Source organism: Cuneatibacter sp. NSJ-177 (assembly GCF_022867805.1).
Classification (GTDB): Bacteria; Bacillota; Clostridia; order Lachnospirales; family Lachnospiraceae; genus Pseudolachnospira.
In genome coordinates, this window is sequence record NZ_JALIFO010000006.1 from 247,418 (window position 1) to 265,534 (window position 18,117).

At 53.9% G+C, this 18,117-nt stretch carries 19 protein-coding genes; 18 read left to right on the forward strand and 1 reads right to left on the reverse strand.

The genetic code is table 11. The annotated features are described in order from the left end of the window. The first annotated feature begins 82 nt into the window (after nucleotides 1-82). From hrcA to thiI, 9 genes are all read left to right on the forward strand, one after another. Nucleotides 83-1,108 carry a heat-inducible transcriptional repressor HrcA gene (gene hrcA, locus MUB23_RS09080; protein WP_244800176.1) on the forward strand — a complete coding sequence of 342 codons (1,026 nt, stop codon included), beginning with the start codon at nucleotides 83-85 and terminating at the stop codon, nucleotides 1,106-1,108. A gap of 12 nt (nucleotides 1,109-1,120) precedes the next feature. After that, entirely contained in the window at nucleotides 1,121-1,723 is a 603-nt protein-coding gene (grpE, locus tag MUB23_RS09085) for a nucleotide exchange factor GrpE (protein ID WP_244800177.1), read from the forward strand. An 82-nt stretch (nucleotides 1,724-1,805) separates the two neighbouring features. Next, nucleotides 1,806-3,686 carry a molecular chaperone DnaK gene (gene dnaK / locus MUB23_RS09090; RefSeq protein WP_244800178.1) on the forward strand — a complete coding sequence of 627 codons (1,881 nt, stop codon included), beginning with the start codon at nucleotides 1,806-1,808 and terminating at the stop codon, nucleotides 3,684-3,686. Between the two features lie 143 nt (nucleotides 3,687-3,829). Further along, nucleotides 3,830-4,963 (forward strand): molecular chaperone DnaJ, encoded by a 1,134-nt coding sequence (gene dnaJ / locus MUB23_RS09095; RefSeq protein WP_244800179.1) that lies wholly within the window; start codon nucleotides 3,830-3,832, stop codon nucleotides 4,961-4,963. Further along, nucleotides 4,963-5,991 (forward strand): 50S ribosomal protein L11 methyltransferase, encoded by a 1,029-nt coding sequence (gene prmA, locus MUB23_RS09100; RefSeq protein WP_244800180.1) that lies wholly within the window; start codon nucleotides 4,963-4,965, stop codon nucleotides 5,989-5,991. Before dnaJ ends, prmA begins: the two co-directional genes overlap by 1 nt. A 98-nt stretch (nucleotides 5,992-6,089) precedes the next feature. Next, on the forward strand, nucleotides 6,090-6,953 hold the full coding sequence (locus tag MUB23_RS09105; protein WP_244800181.1) for a hypothetical protein: 864 nt from the start codon (nucleotides 6,090-6,092) through the stop codon (nucleotides 6,951-6,953). A gap of 249 nt (nucleotides 6,954-7,202) precedes the next feature. Next, nucleotides 7,203-7,967 carry a 16S rRNA (uracil(1498)-N(3))-methyltransferase gene (locus tag MUB23_RS09110; RefSeq protein WP_244800182.1) on the forward strand — a complete coding sequence of 255 codons (765 nt, stop codon included), beginning with the start codon at nucleotides 7,203-7,205 and terminating at the stop codon, nucleotides 7,965-7,967. Then, nucleotides 7,948-9,102, forward strand: a complete 1,155-nt coding sequence (locus MUB23_RS09115) for a cysteine desulfurase family protein (RefSeq protein WP_244800183.1) — start codon at nucleotides 7,948-7,950, stop codon at nucleotides 9,100-9,102. The genes MUB23_RS09110 and MUB23_RS09115 overlap by 20 nt, the downstream gene beginning before the upstream one ends. 12 nt (nucleotides 9,103-9,114) lie before the next feature. Then, nucleotides 9,115-10,296: a tRNA uracil 4-sulfurtransferase ThiI gene (gene thiI, locus MUB23_RS09120; protein WP_244800184.1), complete on the forward strand. Its 1,182-nt coding sequence runs from the start codon at nucleotides 9,115-9,117 to the stop codon at nucleotides 10,294-10,296. 137 nt (nucleotides 10,297-10,433) lie between these two features. Here thiI and MUB23_RS09125 read toward each other — a convergent pair whose 3' ends face one another. Then, on the reverse strand, nucleotides 10,434-10,670 hold the full coding sequence (locus MUB23_RS09125) for an HPr family phosphocarrier protein (protein WP_244800185.1): 237 nt from the start codon (nucleotides 10,668-10,670) through the stop codon (nucleotides 10,434-10,436). A 78-nt stretch (nucleotides 10,671-10,748) separates the two neighbouring features. Here MUB23_RS09125 and mtaB point away from each other — a divergent pair, with 78 nt between their 5' ends. The 9 genes from mtaB (at nucleotide 10,749) to MUB23_RS09170 (ending at nucleotide 18,087) form a co-directional block, all read left to right on the forward strand. Further along, nucleotides 10,749-12,026, forward strand: a complete 1,278-nt coding sequence (mtaB, locus tag MUB23_RS09130) for a tRNA (N(6)-L-threonylcarbamoyladenosine(37)-C(2))-methylthiotransferase MtaB (protein WP_244800186.1) — start codon at nucleotides 10,749-10,751, stop codon at nucleotides 12,024-12,026. 151 nt (nucleotides 12,027-12,177) lie between these two features. Next, complete coding sequence (locus tag MUB23_RS09135) at nucleotides 12,178-12,444, forward strand: IreB family regulatory phosphoprotein (RefSeq protein ID WP_244800187.1); 267 nt, start codon at nucleotides 12,178-12,180, stop codon at nucleotides 12,442-12,444. 8 nt (nucleotides 12,445-12,452) lie between these two features. Continuing rightward, nucleotides 12,453-12,872, forward strand: a complete 420-nt coding sequence (gene ruvX / locus MUB23_RS09140) for a Holliday junction resolvase RuvX (RefSeq protein ID WP_244801172.1) — start codon at nucleotides 12,453-12,455, stop codon at nucleotides 12,870-12,872. Between the two features lie 4 nt (nucleotides 12,873-12,876). Beyond that, a complete protein-coding gene (locus tag MUB23_RS09145; RefSeq protein ID WP_244800188.1) occupies nucleotides 12,877-13,137 on the forward strand; it encodes a DUF1292 domain-containing protein in 261 nt (86 codons plus the stop codon). Nucleotides 13,138-13,235: 98 nt separating this feature from the next. Further along, nucleotides 13,236-14,900, forward strand: coding sequence for a ribonuclease J (locus MUB23_RS09150; RefSeq protein ID WP_244800189.1), 1,665 nt, complete (start codon nucleotides 13,236-13,238; stop codon nucleotides 14,898-14,900). Nucleotides 14,901-14,921: 21 nt separating this feature from the next. Beyond that, nucleotides 14,922-15,446 (forward strand): endolytic transglycosylase MltG, encoded by a 525-nt coding sequence (locus MUB23_RS09155; RefSeq protein WP_244800190.1) that lies wholly within the window; start codon nucleotides 14,922-14,924, stop codon nucleotides 15,444-15,446. Continuing rightward, nucleotides 15,446-16,129 (forward strand): O-methyltransferase, encoded by a 684-nt coding sequence (locus tag MUB23_RS09160; RefSeq protein ID WP_330641838.1) that lies wholly within the window; start codon nucleotides 15,446-15,448, stop codon nucleotides 16,127-16,129. Before MUB23_RS09155 ends, MUB23_RS09160 begins: the two co-directional genes overlap by 1 nt. Next, nucleotides 16,116-17,333, forward strand: a complete 1,218-nt coding sequence (locus MUB23_RS09165) for a peptidase U32 family protein (protein WP_244800191.1) — start codon at nucleotides 16,116-16,118, stop codon at nucleotides 17,331-17,333. Before MUB23_RS09160 ends, MUB23_RS09165 begins: the two co-directional genes overlap by 14 nt. Before the next feature lie 19 nt (nucleotides 17,334-17,352). After that, complete coding sequence (locus tag MUB23_RS09170) at nucleotides 17,353-18,087, forward strand: YdcF family protein (RefSeq protein WP_244800192.1); 735 nt, start codon at nucleotides 17,353-17,355, stop codon at nucleotides 18,085-18,087. Nucleotides 18,088-18,117: the final 30 nt, after the last annotated feature.

The following is an 18,117-nucleotide window of genomic DNA, read 5'->3' on the forward strand; positions in this document are numbered from 1 at the left end:
AAATACCGCAGTGGTATCTTATGTAAGAAAGGTGTTAGCACTCTAATGAAACGAGTGCTAATAACGAAAAAGGGGTGAGCAGATGGAGCTGGACGAAAGAAAGCAGAAGATTCTGAATGCGATCATCCGGAACTATCAGGAGACCGGCGAGCCGGTGGGTTCGCGGACCATCTCCAAGTATACGGAGCTTCAGCTATCCCCGGCGACGATTCGGAACGAGATGGCGGATTTGGAGGAGATGGGACTGATCATCCAGCCTCACACTTCAGCAGGCCGGATCCCGACCGATAAAGGGTATCGGCTTTATGTGGATCAGCTGATGCAGGAGCAGCATCTTCCGGCGGTGCCGGATCAGGATTTCCTGCTGAAGCGAGTGGACCGGGTGGAGGAGCTGCTGATGCAGATGGCAAAGATTCTTGCTGCCAATACCAATTATGCCACGATGATTACCGGGCCCCGTTATCGGAAGAATAAGGTGAAGTTCATCCAGCTTTCGATGATGGGCGGCGGCAAGCTTTTGGCGGTGATTGTCCTGGAAGGCAATATCGTTCGAAATAATATTCTGAACATTGAATTTGACCTGGAGCAGGATGAGGTGCTGAACCTGAATTTCCTGCTGAACAGCAGCCTGAACGGTCTTGCCATCGAGGAGATTAACCTTGGCGTGATCGCAAAGCTGAAGGAGGATGCCGGGTGCCACAGCGATGTGGTCAGCAAGGTGCTGGACGCGGTGGCTGAGGCCATTGGCCAGGAGGACGATGTGCCGGTCTACACCAGCGGGACTCCGAACATTTTCAAATACCCGGAGCTGACCGGAGGCGATAAAGCCAGTGAGCTGATCAGTACATTGGAAGAGAAGGAACGGCTGGGCACGATCATTGCCGAGGAAAGCGGCGAGGAAAAGAAGGATATCCAAGTTTATATCGGCGATGAAGTGCCGGTGGAATCCATGAAGGACTGCAGCGTAGTTACAGCCACTTATGAATTGGGAGAAGGCGTTCAGGGCAAAATCGGTATTATCGGCCCGAAGCGCATGGATTACCAAAAGGTGGTGGACACCTTGAAGAACACCATGTCCCAATTGGACGATATATTTAAAAAAGAATAGGAGGGATTCGTGGTGGCGAAGAAGGATAAAGCAAAAAACGAAAAAGAAATGGAACAGGACCGGAAGAATCAGGAGGCGTCTGCGGAGAGCGCAGAGCAGCAGGCGAAGAATGACGGTCCTGATGAAGCAAAGGATTCAGGCGCGGCGGATCAGGAACAGGAAACCGCGGAGATGGAGAACGACTTGGAGAAGAAGCTTTCGGAGATCACCGACCGGCTTCAGAGAACCATGGCGGAATTCGATAACTTCCGGAAGCGCACGGAAAAAGAAAAGGCGGCCCGGTTTGAGATTGGCGCCCGCAGCGTGATCGAAAAGATTCTGCCGGTCCTGGATAATTTTGAGAGGGGCTTAGGAGGCGTCGAGGAGGAGAAAAAGGAAGATCCTTTTGTCAGCGGAATGGATAAGATCTACAAACAGCTGACGTCCACGCTGGAGGAAATCGGCGTCAAGCCGATCGAGGCATTGGGCCAGGAGTTCAACCCGGATTTCCACAATGCCGTGATGCACGTGGAGGATGAAGACGCCGGTGAAAATACAATCGTGGAAGAGTTCCAGAGAGGGTACACATATAAAGACAGCGTCGTACGCTATAGTATGGTGAAAGTGGCGAATTAGCGGAGTTTCTCCGATCAAATAAGACAACAATCAGGCAGGGCAAAAGCCCAATTTGACAAATATCAATTAGGAGGAAAAAACAATGAGTAAAATAATCGGAATTGACTTAGGAACGACCAACTCCTGTGTAGCCGTTATGGAAGGCGGTAAGCCGGTTGTAATAGCAAATACAGAAGGAGTGCGCACCACCCCTAGCGTGGTGGCATTTACCAAGACCGGCGAGCGTCTGGTCGGCGAACCGGCCAAGCGTCAGGCCGTCACCAACGCAGAGAAGACCATCTCTTCGATCAAGAGACAGATGGGCACCAACTACAAAGTAACCATTGACGACAAGCAGTATACACCGCAGGAAATTTCCGCGATGATCCTGCAGAAGCTGAAAGCCGATGCGGAGAGCTACCTGGGCGAAAAGATTACCGAGGCGGTGATCACGGTTCCTGCCTATTTTAATGATGCGCAGAGACAGGCGACCAAGGACGCAGGTAAAATTGCGGGCCTCGATGTGAAACGTATCATCAATGAGCCGACGGCTGCTGCCTTGGCTTACGGCCTGGACAATGAAAAAGAGCAGAAGATCATGGTTTACGACCTGGGCGGCGGTACATTCGATGTCTCCATCATCGAGATCGGCGACGGCGTAATCGAAGTATTGGCTACGTCCGGCGACAACCGTCTGGGCGGCGACGACTTTGACGAAAAGATCACCCAGTATATGCTGGCTGAGTTTAAGAAAAACGAGGGTGTGGACCTGTCGAACGACAAGATGGCCCTCCAGAGACTGCGCGAGGCCGCAGAGAAGGCAAAGAAGGAGCTGTCCAGCGCGACGACCACCAACATCAACCTTCCGTTCATCACCGCGACCAGCGAAGGCCCGAAGCATTTTGACATGAACCTGACCCGCGCGAAATTCGATGAGCTGACCCATGACCTGGTTGAGCGCACGATTATCCCGGTAAACAATGCACTGAAAGATGCCGGAATCACGGCTTCGGATCTGCACAAGGTGCTGTTGGTCGGCGGTTCCACCAGAATCCCGGCAGTCCAGGATAAGGTAAAACAGCTGACCGGCCATGAGCCCAGCAAGAACCTGAACCCGGATGAGTGCGTGGCCATCGGCGCTTCGATCCAGGGCGGCAAGCTGGCCGGAGATGCCGGCGCCGGCGAAATCCTGCTGCTGGATGTCACCCCGCTGTCTCTGTCTATTGAGACCATGGGCGGCGTGGCGACCCGCCTGATCGAGAGAAATACGACGATCCCGACCAAGCACAGCCAGGTATTCTCCACGGCTGCGGACAATCAGACCGCTGTGGACATCAATGTGCTCCAGGGCGAGAGACAGTTTGCAAAAGACAACAAGAGCCTCGGCCAGTTCCGTCTGGACGGAATCCCGCCTGCCAGACGCGGCGTTCCTCAGATCGAGGTTACCTTTGATATCGATGCCAACGGTATTGTAAACGTATCCGCGAAGGACCTTGGCACCGGAAGAGAGCAGCACATCACGATCACTGCCAGCTCCAATATGTCCGAGAGCGATATCGACAAGGCGGTCAAAGAAGCCGCTGAGTTCGAAGCTCAGGACAAGAAGCGCAAAGAAGGCATTGACGCGAGAAACGATGCGGACGCCATCGTGTTCCAGACCGAAAAGGCGATGGAAGAGGTCGGCGACAAGCTGGATGCAGGTCTGAAGTCCGAGGTGGAAGCAGATCTGAATGCGCTGAAAGAGACTGTGGCCGCTACGATTAACGCCGATGAGCTGACCGATTCCCAGATCCAGGAGTTAAAGGACGGGAAAGAGAAGCTGATGAAGAGCGCGCAGGCACTGTTTGCCAAAGTCTACGAGCAGGCGCAGGGCGCTCAGGGCCAGCCTGGACCGGAAGCAGGACCGAATCCGGAAAACATGGGCGGCGGCGCGGCCGGCGGAGCCGATGACGACGTTGTGGACGCGGACTACAAAGAAGTATAAAATAAATCCTGTGTGGCATCTCAGAATCAGATGCTCTGCAGGCGGGCTTGGCCCGGCAAAGGTAAGAATAGAGTCTGTAGCGGGCGGCCAATTTTGGTCGCCCCTATGGACGTTAAAACCGATGAAACAGAAAGGGCAAAACCATGGCGGAGACTAAAAGAGATTATTACGAAGTGCTGGGCGTCGGCCGTGATGCAGACGACAACGCTTTGAAGAAAGCCTATCGCGCTCTGGCTAAGAAATACCACCCGGACATCAATCCCGACGACAAAGAGGCCGAAGCTAAATTTAAAGAGGCTTCGGAGGCTTACGCTGTTTTGAGTGATCCGGAGAAACGCCGTCAGTATGACCAGTTCGGCCATGCTGCATTTGAGAACGGCGGCGCCGGGGCAGCCGGCGGATGGGATTTTACCGGCGGCGATATGGGCGATATATTCGGCGATATTTTTGGCGATCTGTTCGGAGGCTTCGGCGGAAGAACCCGTACCCGCCGGTCAAACGCCCCGATGAAAGGCGCCAATCTGCGGACCAGCGTCCGCATCACCTTTGAAGAGGCGATATTCGGCACAGAAAAAGAATTAGAGATGAACCTGAAGGACGAGTGCACCCACTGCCACGGCACGGGCGCAAAGGAAGGGACCACCCCTCAGACTTGTCCGAAATGCAGCGGAACAGGCCAGGTAGTCTATACCCAGCAGTCCATGTTTGGTATGGTGAGAAACGTACAGACTTGTCCGGACTGCGGCGGAAAAGGGACGATTATCAAGGACAAATGTCCTCACTGCTACGGAACCGGATTTATCCAGAACCGGAAGAAGATTCAGGTGTCGATCCCGGCCGGGATTGATTCCGGGCAGAGTGTCCGCATTCGCGGAAAAGGAGAGCCGGGAGTAAACGGCGGCGAGCGCGGCGACCTGCTGGTGGAAGTGGTGGTCTCTCAGCACCCCACCTTTAAGCGTCAGGATACCAATATATTTTCTACCGTGCCGGTTTCCTTTGCCCAAGCGGCATTGGGCGACACGCTGCGGATCAAAACCGTGGACGGCGAGGTGGAATATCAGGTGAAGCCCGGCACCCAGACGGATACAAGAATCCGCCTGAAAGGAAAGGGCGTACCGTACTTAAGAAATAAAAATATGCGCGGCGATCACTATGTGACGCTGGTGGTGGAGGTGCCGGAGCATCTGAACGAGGAACAAAAGGAAGCCCTGCGTGCCTTTGACGATGCGATGAAGGGAAAGCCCCACGAAAAAAAGAAAAAAGGACTCTTTAAATAATGAAGTGGAAAAAGTTCACGATTGAGACGACGACGGCGGCAGTGGATTTCATCAGCGAAGAGCTTTCGGAGCTTGGAATCGATGGGATTGAGATTGAGGATCATGTGCCCTTGACGGAGAGCGAGACCAAGGGGATGTTCATCGACATCCTGCCGGAGATGCCGCCGGACGACGGCTCAGCCAGGATCAGTTTTTATCTGCCTGGAGACCGTGAGACAGCCGAGACCGCTTTTAACGGAGGGGACGCCCCTCATATGGGCTGCACGCTTTTGGACCATGATCAGGTACTGGAAAAGGTCCGGGAGGCCCTTGAGGAGATCCGGCTCTTTGTGGAAGCGGGAAGCCTTACGATTCAGGAGTCCGAGACGGAAGACAAGGACTGGATGAACAATTGGAAGGAATTTTTCCACCCCTTTGCGGTCGGTGATATCCTGATCAAACCTACCTGGGAGGAAGTCCCAAAGGAGCACCAGGATAAGCTCTGTATCACCATTGATCCAGGCTCGGCCTTTGGCACAGGAACCCATGAAACCACACAGCTTTGTATCTCCGGCCTGCAAAAATATCTGCAGCCAAATGACAGGGTGCTGGACGTGGGGACCGGCAGCGGGATTTTGGCGATTACCGCTTTGAAGCTGGGGGCCGGCGCAGCTTTTGGAACGGATCTGGACGAGAGCGCAGTGACGGCCGCCAGGGAGAACGCGGCGGTCAACGGCATCGGGGAGGATCAATTTAAGGTGATCCCCGGCAACTTGATCGATGATCCTGCTGTTCAGGAAACGGCGGGCGACGAGGCCTATGATGTGGCTGTGGCCAATATTCTGGCTCCGGTGATTATTTTGCTCCAGGATGAAATCGGCCGCCATATCAAACCCGGCGGAATCTGGATTACTTCCGGTATTGTTGACAGCAAGGAAGAAGAAGTAAAAGCCGCCTTTGCCGTACATCCGGAATTTGAGCTTCTGGAAGTGAATCACCAGGGCGAATGGGTTTCCGTGATCGTTCGAAAAAAAGAAAAGAATTTATGAATTTTCAATTCTCCATTGTATTTTGAATAGGGATTTGTTACAATGTTCGACAGGCAGGCGGAGACCGGCCTGTCGAATTTTTGAAAAGAGGAACCGATATGAAAAAAATAGTTGCATGGGCAATGACCCTAATGCTGGCGTTTTCTTTGACGGCGTGCAGCGGAAATGATACAAAGACAACAGCGGCGGATACCACGGCTGCTGAGTCCACCGAGGCGGCCACCACGGCGGCTGAGACTACTGCAGCGGACACGACGGCCGCTTCCTCGGAAGCCGGGACAACTGTGGCGGAGACGGTTTCGGCGGAAGAGCTGGCGGAGTTTAAGGAAGCTCTCGCCCAGTACAACGCGCTGAGCGCCAAAGAGGAACATATTCAGTTAAGCCAGATTCTGGGAGAAGGGACTTCGGCCCAGACGGTCAACCTGGATGCGACGATTAAGCAGATCGGTGATGGAGACACTGCCCAGGTTGAGTTTAGCGGAACCCAGATCAATAACGGCACCTCGACAGACATTCTCCTTTACTATAAGGACGGCGTGGCATATTTGTCCACCGGCGGTCAGAAGGTTCAGGTTGCCAGCTCTTTTGCCAGCGTGCAGCAGATGATCGGCGGCAAGTATATTTCCGGAGTCGAGGACATTACTTATACGTCGGTTGCCAAGGAAGAGCAGGCGGACGGCAGTGTGAAGCTGGTTCTGACGGTCAGTGCCAGTGAGGAAGGCATTGACAGCGGAATTGTCGAGCTTGTGATCGGATCGGACGGCCAGATCATCTCTCTCCATGCGCTGCAAGAAGGATCTATCACCAGCGGTACGACTTCCATGAAGGCAACGGTGGAGATGACCGTGGAAGTGCTGAACACCAACGACGCGGTTAAGATTGATTATCCGGATTTCAGCGATTACGTGGATTCCAACGCCTCTTCGAATACGACGGCGGCAGAGACCACGGCGGAGGGCTGATTTCAGAGACCAAAATACCAGAGGCGCTGCTCCGCTCTGCCGTCCGTATCCGGGCGGAGGGCGGTCCGGCGCTGTTTTTGTTTCATGGGAAATTCCAATGGAATTTCCCATGAAACAAAAAATGCTCCGCTAAGGATGCACTCGCAAGTGCAAAGGAAGATGTCGCTGACGCGACGCATTTGCGGCGCGGAATTTCGCAGAGCGAAATTCTTTATCATTTGATAGGAAATTCCGACAGAGGAGGGTTCCATGTATCATTTTTTTGTGCCGGCAGGCAGAGAAAACGAAGAGGAGTTCCGGATTACCGGCCCGGACGTCAATCATATCCGAAATGTGCTCCGGATGAAGCCGGGAGAAAAAGTGGCAATCAGTGATGGACAGGATCGGGACTGGTATTGTATAATAACAGAGATTGCAAAGGACTTTGTCCTGGCAAAAGTCGAGAGTGAGGCGGAGGCAGCGGAGCTTTCTGCGGAGCTGATCCTCTACCAGGGGCTTCCGAAAAGCGATAAGATGGAGTTCATTATTCAGAAGGCCGTAGAGCTGGGAGCAAAGCGGATCGTGCCGGTTCAGATGAAACGGTCCGTTGTGAAATGGGAAGAAAAAAAGCAGCAGGGCAAACTGGCCCGCTGGAACGCAATCAGCGAGAGCGCGGCCAAGCAGTCCGGACGGAGCACGGTGCCTGCGGTGGATCCGGTCCTTCGTATGGAAAAAGCGGCGCAGGAGGCTGCGGAGCTGGATTTGATCCTGGTTCCGTATGAAAATGCAAAAGGAATGGAGGCTACGGCCGAGGCGATTTCCCTGGTGAAGCCGGGAATGCGGGTCGGAATCTTTATCGGGCCGGAAGGCGGCCTGGAAGCCTCGGAGGTGGAACGCCTGAGGGAAGCGGGCGCCCGCGTGATCTCACTGGGCCGCCGGATTCTTCGGACCGAGACCGCGGGACTGGCGGCGCTGACCCTTTGCATGTATGCACTGGAGCTACAGGGAGGAAACAATGGAAATCTATTTGGATAATTCAGCCACGACCGGGACTTTCCCCAAGGTGCGGGAGATGATGGTCCGAACCATGGCGGAGGATTTTGGAAATCCTTCCTCCATGCACCGGAAAGGAGTGGACGCAGAGCGATATGTCCGTCACGCCAAGGAGCAGATTGCAAAGAGCCTGAAGGCGGAGGAAAAGGAGATCTTTTTTACTTCCGGCGGAACGGAGTCCAATAATCTGGCGATTCTCGGCACTGCAGCGGCGAACCAGCGGGCGGGGAAACATCTGATCACCACGTCCATCGAACATCCTTCGGTCTCGGAGACCATGCGGTACCTAAAGGAGCAGGGATTTTCCGTTACCTATCTTCCGGTAGATTCTCTCGGAAGGGTTTCAGCAGGGGATTTGGAGAACGCCATGACTCCGGAGACGATCCTGGTGTCAGTGATGGCGGTAAACAATGAGATTGGGACCAGGGAGCCCATTGAAGAACTGGGGCCTTTGATCAAAGCGAAAAATCCCAACTGCCTGTTTCATGTGGATGCGGTGCAGGGCTTTGGGAAATATGTATTTCGGCCCAAAGCCGCAAAAATCGACCTGCTGTCGGTCAGCGCCCACAAGATTCACGGACCCAAGGGCGTCGGTTTTCTCTATGTCCGGGACGGTGTGAAAATCCGCCCGATCGTGTTTGGCGGAGAGCAGCAAAAAGGCCTTCGCTCCGGTACGGAGAACGTGCCGGGGATCGCGGGGCTCGGCACGGCGGTGGAGGAGATCTACCGGGATCATGAGGCACGGATTGACCGGCTTTACGCCTGCAAGGAACGGCTGGTTCAAGGGCTGCTGCAGCTGCCCGATGTCACGGTCAACGGGCCTTCCGGGCGGGACGGCGCCCCCCATGTGGTCAGCGCCAGCTTTGGCGGCGTCCGCAGCGAAGTCCTGCTTCATGCCTTGGAGGAAAAGGGGATTTACGTTTCGGCCGGTTCGGCCTGCGCTTCCAATCATCCGGGACTCAGTTCCACTTTGGTGGCCATCGGACTGCCCAAACGGCTATTAGAGAGCACCCTCCGGTTTAGTATGAGCATTTTTACCACGGAAGAGGAGATCGATCAGACTCTTTTGGCGCTGAGGGAGCTGCTTTTGTTCCTGCGCCGGTTTACACGGAAATAAAAGGAGAAAAAGATGGTATTTCAGGCATTTTTGATTAAATATGCGGAAATCGGGATCAAGGGCAGGAACCGGTATGTGTTTGAGGACATGCTGGTCAGCCAGATTGCGCGGGCGCTGCGGGCTGTGGAGGGGCGCTTCTCAGTGAGCAAGACCCAGGGACGGATCTATGTGAAGGCGGAGTCCGATTATGACTATGACGAGACGGTGGATGCGCTGGGACACGTGTTCGGCATCGCCGGAATCTGCCCGCTGCTGCAGGTGGAAGATAGTGGGTTTGAGGAGCTGTGCCGCCAGGTGGTGGCTTATATGGATGAGATGTATCCGGACAAACACATGACGTTTAAAGTGATGGCCCGGCGGGCGAGGAAAAACTACCCGATGGATTCCAATGAGATCAACCGGCAGATCGGGGAGGCCGTGCTGGAGGCATTCCCGGATATTCGGGTGGATGTACACCAGCCGGACGTCTATTTAAATATTGAGGTGCGGGAGATGATCAATATCTATTCGGAGATTCTTCCGGGACCCGGCGGGATGCCGGTCGGCACCAACGGAAAAGGGATGCTTCTGCTTTCCGGCGGCATCGACAGCCCTGTGGCCGGTTATATGGTTTCCAAGCGCGGCGTCCGGATCGATGCGGTTTATTTCCACGCGCCGCCTTATACCAGCGACCGGGCAAAGCAAAAAGTCGTGGATCTGGCGCAGATTATTTCCCGGTATACCGGGCCGATTCACCTGCATGTGGTAAACTTTACGGAAATTCAGCTTTATATTTATGAGACCTGCCCCCATGAGGAATTGACGATTTTGATGCGGCGGTACATGATGCGGATTGCCGAGCGGCTGGCCAAGGAGAACGGCTGCCAGGCGCTGATCACCGGCGAGAGCATCGGCCAGGTGGCGTCCCAGACCATGCAGAGCCTGGCTGCGACCAACGACGTGTGCACGATGCCGGTGTTCCGCCCGGTGATTGCGTTTGATAAGCAGGATATCGTGGACATTGCAAAGAAGATTAAGACCTTTGAGACATCGATCCAGCCCTTTGAGGACTGCTGTACGATTTTCGTGGCCAAGCATCCGGTTACAAAGCCGAACCTGAATATTATCCGGCATTCGGAGACGAAGCTGACGCAGATCGATGAGATGGTGGAGAGAGCTCTTCAGACCGTGGAAGTCATCCGGGTCGGCGAGTAAAAATATCTGTTTCAAGGCTGGGGAGCCCGAACAGAGCAAAATAAAAAGTGCTGTGAAAGCCAGTTCCCGCAAGTTTTGGATGCCGGTGCGGCATCCATTGACTGCGGGGCTGCTTTCCGCAGCACCCAAGCGGCGGATCAGCCTTTGTAGAGATAGGGATCCAGGGATTTCATGATGTCGTCCATGTTGGAGTCGGAATGGATGTTCAGCGTGATCGGTTTGGAGAGATCCAGACTGAAAATACCCATGATGGATTTGGCATCGATGACATAGCGTCCCGAAATCAGATCGAAATCGGTGGGAAAATGAGTAATATCACTGACAAAACTCTTGACTTTATCAATCGAATCCAGGACAATCTGTACGGTTGTCATAATTAGTTCCCCCTTTATTTTCCTTTCTTGTAGTGTAGTCCGGCCCCGAAAAAAAGTCAAGTGTTAGGAGCGAAAACCATGAAAAAAGTAGCATTTCACAATCTGGGCTGCAAGGTCAACGCCTATGAGACCGAGGCCATGCTGCAACAGCTGGAAAGCCGGGGATACGAGATCGTTTCCTTTGGGGAGACGGCCGATGTCTATGTGGTCAACACCTGTTCGGTGACGAATATTGCGGACCGAAAGTCCCGCCAGATGCTGCACCGGGCCAAAAAGAAGAATCCGGACGCTCTGGTGGTGGCCGTGGGATGTTACGCCCAGGCCGACCCCGGCCGGGCCCTTGCCGACGATGCCGTGGATCTGGTGGTGGGAAACGATCAGAAAGGCCGGCTGGCAGAGCTGATCGAGGAGCGGACAAACGGAGTTTTGGATATCGGAGCGGTGCGGGAGTATGAGGAGCTGACCATCTCCGGCAGCGAAGAGCACACCAGGGCTTTTTTGAAGATTCAGGACGGCTGCAATCAGTTTTGCAGTTACTGCCTGATTCCCTATGTGCGGGGGCGGGTGAGAAGCCGCCGCGAAGAGGAAGTGGTCGAGGAGGCTGCCCGGCTTTCGGATAAGGGGTTTCAGGAGATCGTTCTGACCGGAATCCATCTCAGCTCCTACGGCCTGGATTTCGGCGAGGCTAAAATGGGAGAGCCGCTGCTTCACTTGATCGAAAAGCTCGCAGAGATTCCTGGGCTTGCCAGGATCCGTCTTGGATCCCTGGAACCTAGGATTGTGACCGAGGAGTTTGCCGCGGCGCTGGCGGAAAATCCGAAAATCTGCCCCCATTTTCATTTGTCCTTGCAGAGCGGCTGCGACGAAACGTTAAAAAGGATGAATCGACGCTATACGACCGGGGAATACTATGAAAAATGCGAGATTCTCCGAGCTCATTTTGAACATCCGGCGATTACCACCGATGTGATCGTCGGTTTTCCAGGAGAGACCGAAGAGGAGTTCGAGGCGACCCGGCAGTTTTTGGAGCGCGTGGGTTTTTATGAGATGCACGTGTTTAAATTCTCCAGGCGGAAGGGCACCAAAGCAGACACGATGCCGGATCAGGTGCCGGAAGAAGTGAAAGCAAAGCGGAGCGCGGTTTTATTGGAGATGACGGAACGCCATTCCAGAGAATTCCGGAATTTCTATGAAGGTAAGCAAGGAGAGATTTTGCTGGAAACCGAGACGGTCCGGAACGGAAAGGCTCTCTATGAAGGCTTTACGAAGGAATATGTAAAAGGGTATGCCGAGACGAAAGATCACCGGCCCGGCCAGCTTGTGACGGTCGCGCTGGGAGGAGAATACGGATTTTAGAGCATCATACACACGAAAACGCCTCGCAAAATTGCGGCCGTGAAAAGTAACAACAAAAACAACTATTTTCCGTAACAACTGAAAGTCCGCTTGCTTCTTTGAAAAAATTGTATTAGAATAGAATGGAATCTTAATTAAGGACGTGACGGTTATGGCAGATTTGCAGAGAACACAGAGCTTCGTGACAGTGCAGGAAAAGAAGATCGAAGTTCGGGAAGTATTGGAGCGTGTGTACCAGGCGCTGACCGAAAAGGGTTATAACCCGGTGAACCAGATTGTCGGGTATATCATGTCCGGCGATCCGACCTACATCACAAGCTACGCAGGAGCCCGCAACCTGATCTCCAAAGTGGAGAGGGACGAGATTTTGGAAGAGCTGATGAAGGTATACATTGAAGTCATGCAGTCCAAGTTCTAGGAGGAATGATGCGAATACTGGGGTTGGACTATGGAAGTGTGACGGTTGGGGTGGCGATCAGTGACCCTTTGGGAATTACGGCCCAGGGTTTCGAGACGATCACCCGGCCGGCGGAAAATAAACTGCGCCGGACCCTGGCCAGGATTATGGAGCTGGTGCAGGAATACCAGGTAGAGAAAATCGTGTTGGGATTTCCCAAGAATATGAACAATACCGTGGGAGAACGCGGTGAGAAGGCGTTGGAGTTCAAGGCACAATTGGAACGCCGGACCGGTCTCCCCGTTCTTATGTGGGACGAGCGTCTGACGACGGTCGCCGCCAACCGGTCGCTGATGGAAACCGGCGTCCGAAGGGAAAATCGGAAGGAGGTAATCGACCAGATTGCGGCTGCGCTGATTTTGCAGGGATATCTGGATTCGATTCGATAGGATTGTGGAGGAAAAGCTGACATTTACCGGTGAAAACGGGGAAGAGATTGAACTTTATATTTTAGAAAGCACCCGCATTGGCGGTGTGGATTATATTTTAGCGACCGACGCCGCTTCCGGCGACGGGGATTGCTATCTTTTCAAGGACAAATCGAACAGCGCGGATTCTACAGCGGTTTATGAGCTTGTGGACGATGAGAACGAGATGGATTACCTGCTGTCGGTGTTCGCCGAGCTGCTGGACGATGTGGATTTGGAATTTTAAGTGAGAAATCAAGTGGGGGAAGGGAAACTTTTGGCCCTTGTTTTCTTGCGGAATAAAATGAAAAACGAGAACGGAAATAAGAAATAGGAGGTTTATTTTTGAAGAAACAAGACAATTTAAGATTGAAAGTCATTCCTTTGGGCGGCCTGGAGCAGATTGGAATGAATATGACTGCCTTCGAGTACGGAGACAGTATCATTGTGGTGGACTGCGGTCTTTGCTTCCCGTCGGATGACATGCTTGGAATCGATCTGGTGATCCCGGACGTGACGTATCTGGTAGAAAATCTTCACAAAGTGAAGGGATTTTTCATCACTCACGGCCATGAGGACCATATCGGGGCGCTTCCCTATGTGCTGAAACAGGTTCCGGTTCCGGTTTACGGGACCAAGCTGACCCTCGGCATCATTGAGAACAAGCTGAAGGAGCACACGATTCCGAAAAATATCAAGCGGAAAGTAGTGCGGTACGGCCAGTCCATCAATGTCGGAGATTTCCGCGTTGAGTTCATCCGGATCAACCACAGCATTGTGGATGCGGCGTCTCTTGCGATCTTTACACCGGTGGGGACCTTGATTCATACCGGAGATTTTAAGATCGACTATACGCCGGTGTTCGGCGATCCGGCGGATTTGTCCCGGTTTGCCGAGCTGGGCAAAAAGGGCGTGCTGGCTATGCTCTGTGAGAGCACCAATGTGATGCGGGAAGGCTTCACGATGTCCGAGCGGACCGTGGGAAAGACCTTCGACGGCCTGTTTGCGGAACATGAGGACAGCCGGATCATCGTAGCCACTTTTGCGTCCAACGTGGACCGGGTGCAGCAGATCATCAATACCGCGTATAAATATGGCAGAAAGGTCGTTGTGGAAGGCCGGAGCATGGTGAACATCATCTCCACGGCCCAGGAGCTGGGCTACATCAAGATTCCCGACGGCTGCCTGATCGACATTGAAAAACTGAAAAACTATCCGAAGGAGAAGACCGTGCTGATCACCACCGGCAGCCAGGGCGAGTCCATGGCCGCTCTGTCCCGGATGGCGGCCAGCATCCACCGGAAGGTTTCCATTGAGCCGGGAGATACAATAATCCTGAGCTCTACACCGATTCCGGGCAATGAGAAGGCGGTCTCTAAGGTCATCAACGAGCTGTCCCAGCTGGGCGCCAACGTGATTTTCCAGGATACCCATGTGTCGGGCCATGCCTGCCAGGAGGAGATCAAACTGATCTACTCCCTGGTGAAACCGAAATATTCGATTCCGGTCCACGGCGAATACCGCCATCTTCAAGCGCATTCCCGCCTGGTGCAGGATATGGGCATCCCGAAGGACAATATCTTTGTCATGCACTCCGGCGAAGTTTTGGAGATGGACGAGCAGTCGGCCGGGGTGACCGGCCAGGTGCAGGCCGGATCCGTGCTGGTGGACGGCCTGGGTGTCGGCGATGTGGGAAATATCGTGCTTCGTGATAGACAGACCCTGGCCCAGCATGGTATAATCATTGTAGTAGCTGTTTTGGAACGGGGAACCAATCAGCTTTTGGCAGGACCGGATATCGTGACCCGCGGCTTCGTTTATGTGCGGGAGGCCGAGGATTTGATGGAGGATGCCAAGAGCGTTGTGCTGGGCTCGATTATGGAGTGTCAGGACAAGCGGATAACCGATTGGAGCAAGATCAAAAATGTGATCCGCGACGATCTGAGCGATTATCTGTGGAAGCGGATGAAGCGGAGTCCGATGATTCTTCCGATCATCATGGAGGCATAAGAAAAGACGCCGGGAGGGAGCATGAAAAAGAAAAAGGACAGACTGAAAACCTTAGATACCTTGACCAGGATTCTCAGCCGGTTCGGTATCCGCATTGTGATCTATGCGGCGCTGGCCGTTCTGTTCTATGTCGGAATCACCAAGGCATACGCCTTTGGCTATTCGGTGTTTACCTCCGATCCGATCTCCGTACCGCCGGGAACCGATATCGTTGTGACGATCGAGGACGGGATGGATTCGCAGCAGATTGCGGAGCTGTTAAAGGAAAAAGGAGTGATCCGGGACGAACAGGTTTTCACGGTGCAGGAGCTGCTTTATACCAGTAAGAAGCATAAGATTTATCCCGGCACTTACACCCTCAACACGTCTTGGGGGGCCACGGAAATCATTGATTTGCTGACCAAAGAACCGGAAACCACAGAGGAGACCACGGCTTTGGCCGGTGCGGCCGACGCGGCGAAGCAGTCGAAGGAAAACTCTTCGGAGAACGCGGAAGGCAGCGCGGGGAGCACCGAAAATACAAAGAAGACAGAGGCAGAGGACTGATGGATTCAGAAAGGCTCCGGGTGTATCTTTCCTCCCTGGAACAAACCCCGTCCCCTTTGATTCAGGAGATTGAGGCCCACGCGGCCGCAAACTTCGTTCCCATCATCCGGCGGGAGACCGCGGCACTTCTAAAGACGCTGGTGGCGATGAAGCAGCCGAAGGAAATCCTGGAAGTGGGGACTGCGACGGGGTATTCCGCCCTCCGGATGTGCGAGGCGCTCCGGAAGGATGGAAAAATCACCACGATTGAAAAATATGAAAAACGGATTCCCATTGCCCGGAAGAACTTTCAACGGGCCGGAGAGGAAGACCGGATTACGTTTTTGACAGGGGATGCGGCTGAGGTTTTAAAGACCTTGGCCGGTCCCTATGATTTTATTTTTATGGATGCGGCCAAGGGGCAGTATCTCTCTTTTTTGCCGGAGGTGCTGCGACTGCTTCCGGAAGGCGGCGTGCTTTTGACGGACAATGTGTTCCAGGACGGCACGCTTTTAGAGTCCCGCTACGCCGTGTGCCGCCGCGACCGGACGATTCACGCAAGGCTGCGGGACTATCTCTATGAATTGAAACACCGGGAAGATCTTCTGACCAGCGTGGTGCCCATCGGCGACGGCGTGACGGTCAGCGTAAAGATTTTGCCGGAAAAGAAAGGGACAAGCGAGGAAAATCATGAAGAAACCTGAGTTATTGATGCCGGCGGGAAGCCTGGACATTTTGAAAACCGTGATTACCTATGGGGCGGACGCCGTCTACCTGGGCGGCGAGATGCTGAGCCTTCGGGCCAAGGCTAAAAATTTTACCATGCCGGAGATCAAGGAAGGAATCCGTTTTGCCCATGAGCACGGGGCAAAGGTTTACGTGGCCGCGAATATCTTCGCCCACAACTGGGATCTCAAGGCTGCGATGAAATTTTTTCTTCTGCTGAACAATTATCAGCCCGACGCTCTAATCATCTCGGATCCGGGCCTGTTTACGCTGGCCCAGAGCCTGGTGCCGAACATTCCGGTTCACATCAGCACCCAGGCCAACAACACCAATTACGGAACCTATCTCTTCTGGCATAAGCAGGGCGTAAAGCGCGTGGTAGCAGCCAGGGAGCTGAGCATCGAAGAACTGAAAGAGATCAAGGCCAATATTCCAGATGACATGGAGATCGAGGCCTTCGTCCACGGCGCTATGTGCATTTCTTATTCGGGCCGCTGCCTGATCAGCAATTTCCTGACCGGACGGGACGCCAACCAGGGCGCCTGCACCCATCCTTGCCGGTGGAAATACCATCTGGTGGAGGAGACCAGGCCGGGCGAATATATGCCTGTCTTTGAGGATCAGCACGGCACTTACCTCTATAATTCCAAGGATCTGTGCATGATCGATCATATTCCGGAGCTGGTGGATGCGGGAATCAGCAGCTTTAAGGTGGAGGGCCGGATGAAGACGGCTCTGTACGCTGCCACCGTGGCCCGCGCCTACCGGGCGGCCATCGACGACTATGCGGAAGACCCGGAGACTTATTATAAAAAACTGCCCTGGTACCGGGACGAGGTGGGAAAATGCACCACGAGAGAATTCTGCACCGGCTTTTATTTTGAGCGGCCGGGGGCGGAGGCTCAGATTTACGACAGCAACACCTACAGCAAAGAGTGGACTTATCTGGGGACCATTGAAGAACAGGAGGGACGTCCTTTCCTGCTCCAAAAAAATAAATTCTCCGTCGGCGAGGAAGTGGAAGTCATGCGGCCCGACGGCAGCAACCTGCCGGCCGAGGTAAAAGGACTGGTCACGGAGAGCGGTGAAGCGGTGGAGAGCGCACCCCATCCGGGACAAAAGCTCTTTATCGATCTGGGGATCCCGCTGATGCCCTATGACATTCTGAGAAAAAAGGCTTAAAACATACGGGGGAAAAGGAATGACGGTTTTTTTGCTGATCCTGGCGGCGGTCTGTCTGATTTATTTCCTAATCCTGATGATTGGGGCTGGGGTCAGCTCCGCTTTCGTTTGGTTCTGGGCCGCCGCTGCGGCCGGTTTTGGAGGTCTCGGATGGCTCCGCAGGAGGATTCATCTGCCCCGGCCGGTCCGGGTGACGGTTCTCATCCTGGTAATCGTGGGGCTGATCGTTTTCCTGGCGGTGGAGGGCATGATCCTGTCCCACTTCCGCGATGAGGGGGATCCGGATTTGGATTATCTGATCGTTCTCGGAGCCCAGGTGAAGGGAACCACAGTGTCCCGATCCCTGCGGATGCGGCTGGACACCGCCGTCAGCTACCTAGAGGCCAATCCAAGAACGATTGTGATCGTCACCGGCGGTCAGGGCAGAGGGGAAGAGATCACGGAAGCCCAGGCCATGGCGGATTATCTGATCGAGAAAGGGATTCCCGAAGTACAGATCCGCCGGGAGCAAAACTCCACGACCACGGAAGAGAACCTGCTTTTCAGCCGTGAATTTTTTGCGGAGGAAGCCCCATCCATCGGCATTGTGACCAATGACTTTCATCTGTTCCGGGCCATTCGCCTGGGAAAGAAAATTCTTCCCCAGGCCAAGATTTTGGGCATTGCAGCCCCGTCGGAGACTTTTTTGCAGCCCAATTACCTGGTACGGGAGTTTTTTGCCGTAATAAAATATGGAATTTCTGGAAACCTATAAAAAATAGCTGCGGAACGAAGTGGAGCAGAT

Bases quoted from the DNA above. Each gene is read 5' to 3' on its own strand.
- thiI (WP_244800184.1), top strand. From the start codon at position 9,115: ATGGTATTTCAGGCATTTTTGATTAAATATGCGGAAATCGGGATCAAG.
- hrcA (WP_244800176.1), top strand. From the start codon at position 83: ATGGAGCTGGACGAAAGAAAGCAGAAGATTCTGAATGCGATCATCCGG.
- MUB23_RS09165 (WP_244800191.1), top strand. From the start codon at position 16,116: ATGAAGAAACCTGAGTTATTGATGCCGGCGGGAAGCCTGGACATTTTG.
- dnaJ (WP_244800179.1), top strand. From the start codon at position 3,830: ATGGCGGAGACTAAAAGAGATTATTACGAAGTGCTGGGCGTCGGCCGT.
- MUB23_RS09160 (WP_330641838.1), top strand. From the start codon at position 15,446: ATGGATTCAGAAAGGCTCCGGGTGTATCTTTCCTCCCTGGAACAAACC.
- MUB23_RS09155 (WP_244800190.1), top strand. From the start codon at position 14,922: ATGAAAAAGAAAAAGGACAGACTGAAAACCTTAGATACCTTGACCAGG.
- prmA (WP_244800180.1), top strand. From the start codon at position 4,963: ATGAAGTGGAAAAAGTTCACGATTGAGACGACGACGGCGGCAGTGGAT.
- MUB23_RS09105 (WP_244800181.1), top strand. From the start codon at position 6,090: ATGAAAAAAATAGTTGCATGGGCAATGACCCTAATGCTGGCGTTTTCT.
- MUB23_RS09135 (WP_244800187.1), top strand. From the start codon at position 12,178: ATGGCAGATTTGCAGAGAACACAGAGCTTCGTGACAGTGCAGGAAAAG.
- mtaB (WP_244800186.1), top strand. From the start codon at position 10,749: ATGAAAAAAGTAGCATTTCACAATCTGGGCTGCAAGGTCAACGCCTAT.
- MUB23_RS09125 (WP_244800185.1), bottom strand. From the start codon at position 10,670: ATGACAACCGTACAGATTGTCCTGGATTCGATTGATAAAGTCAAGAGT.
- dnaK (WP_244800178.1), top strand. From the start codon at position 1,806: ATGAGTAAAATAATCGGAATTGACTTAGGAACGACCAACTCCTGTGTA.
- MUB23_RS09170 (WP_244800192.1), top strand. From the start codon at position 17,353: ATGACGGTTTTTTTGCTGATCCTGGCGGCGGTCTGTCTGATTTATTTC.
- MUB23_RS09110 (WP_244800182.1), top strand. From the start codon at position 7,203: ATGTATCATTTTTTTGTGCCGGCAGGCAGAGAAAACGAAGAGGAGTTC.
- ruvX (WP_244801172.1), top strand. From the start codon at position 12,453: ATGCGAATACTGGGGTTGGACTATGGAAGTGTGACGGTTGGGGTGGCG.
- MUB23_RS09115 (WP_244800183.1), top strand. From the start codon at position 7,948: ATGGAAATCTATTTGGATAATTCAGCCACGACCGGGACTTTCCCCAAG.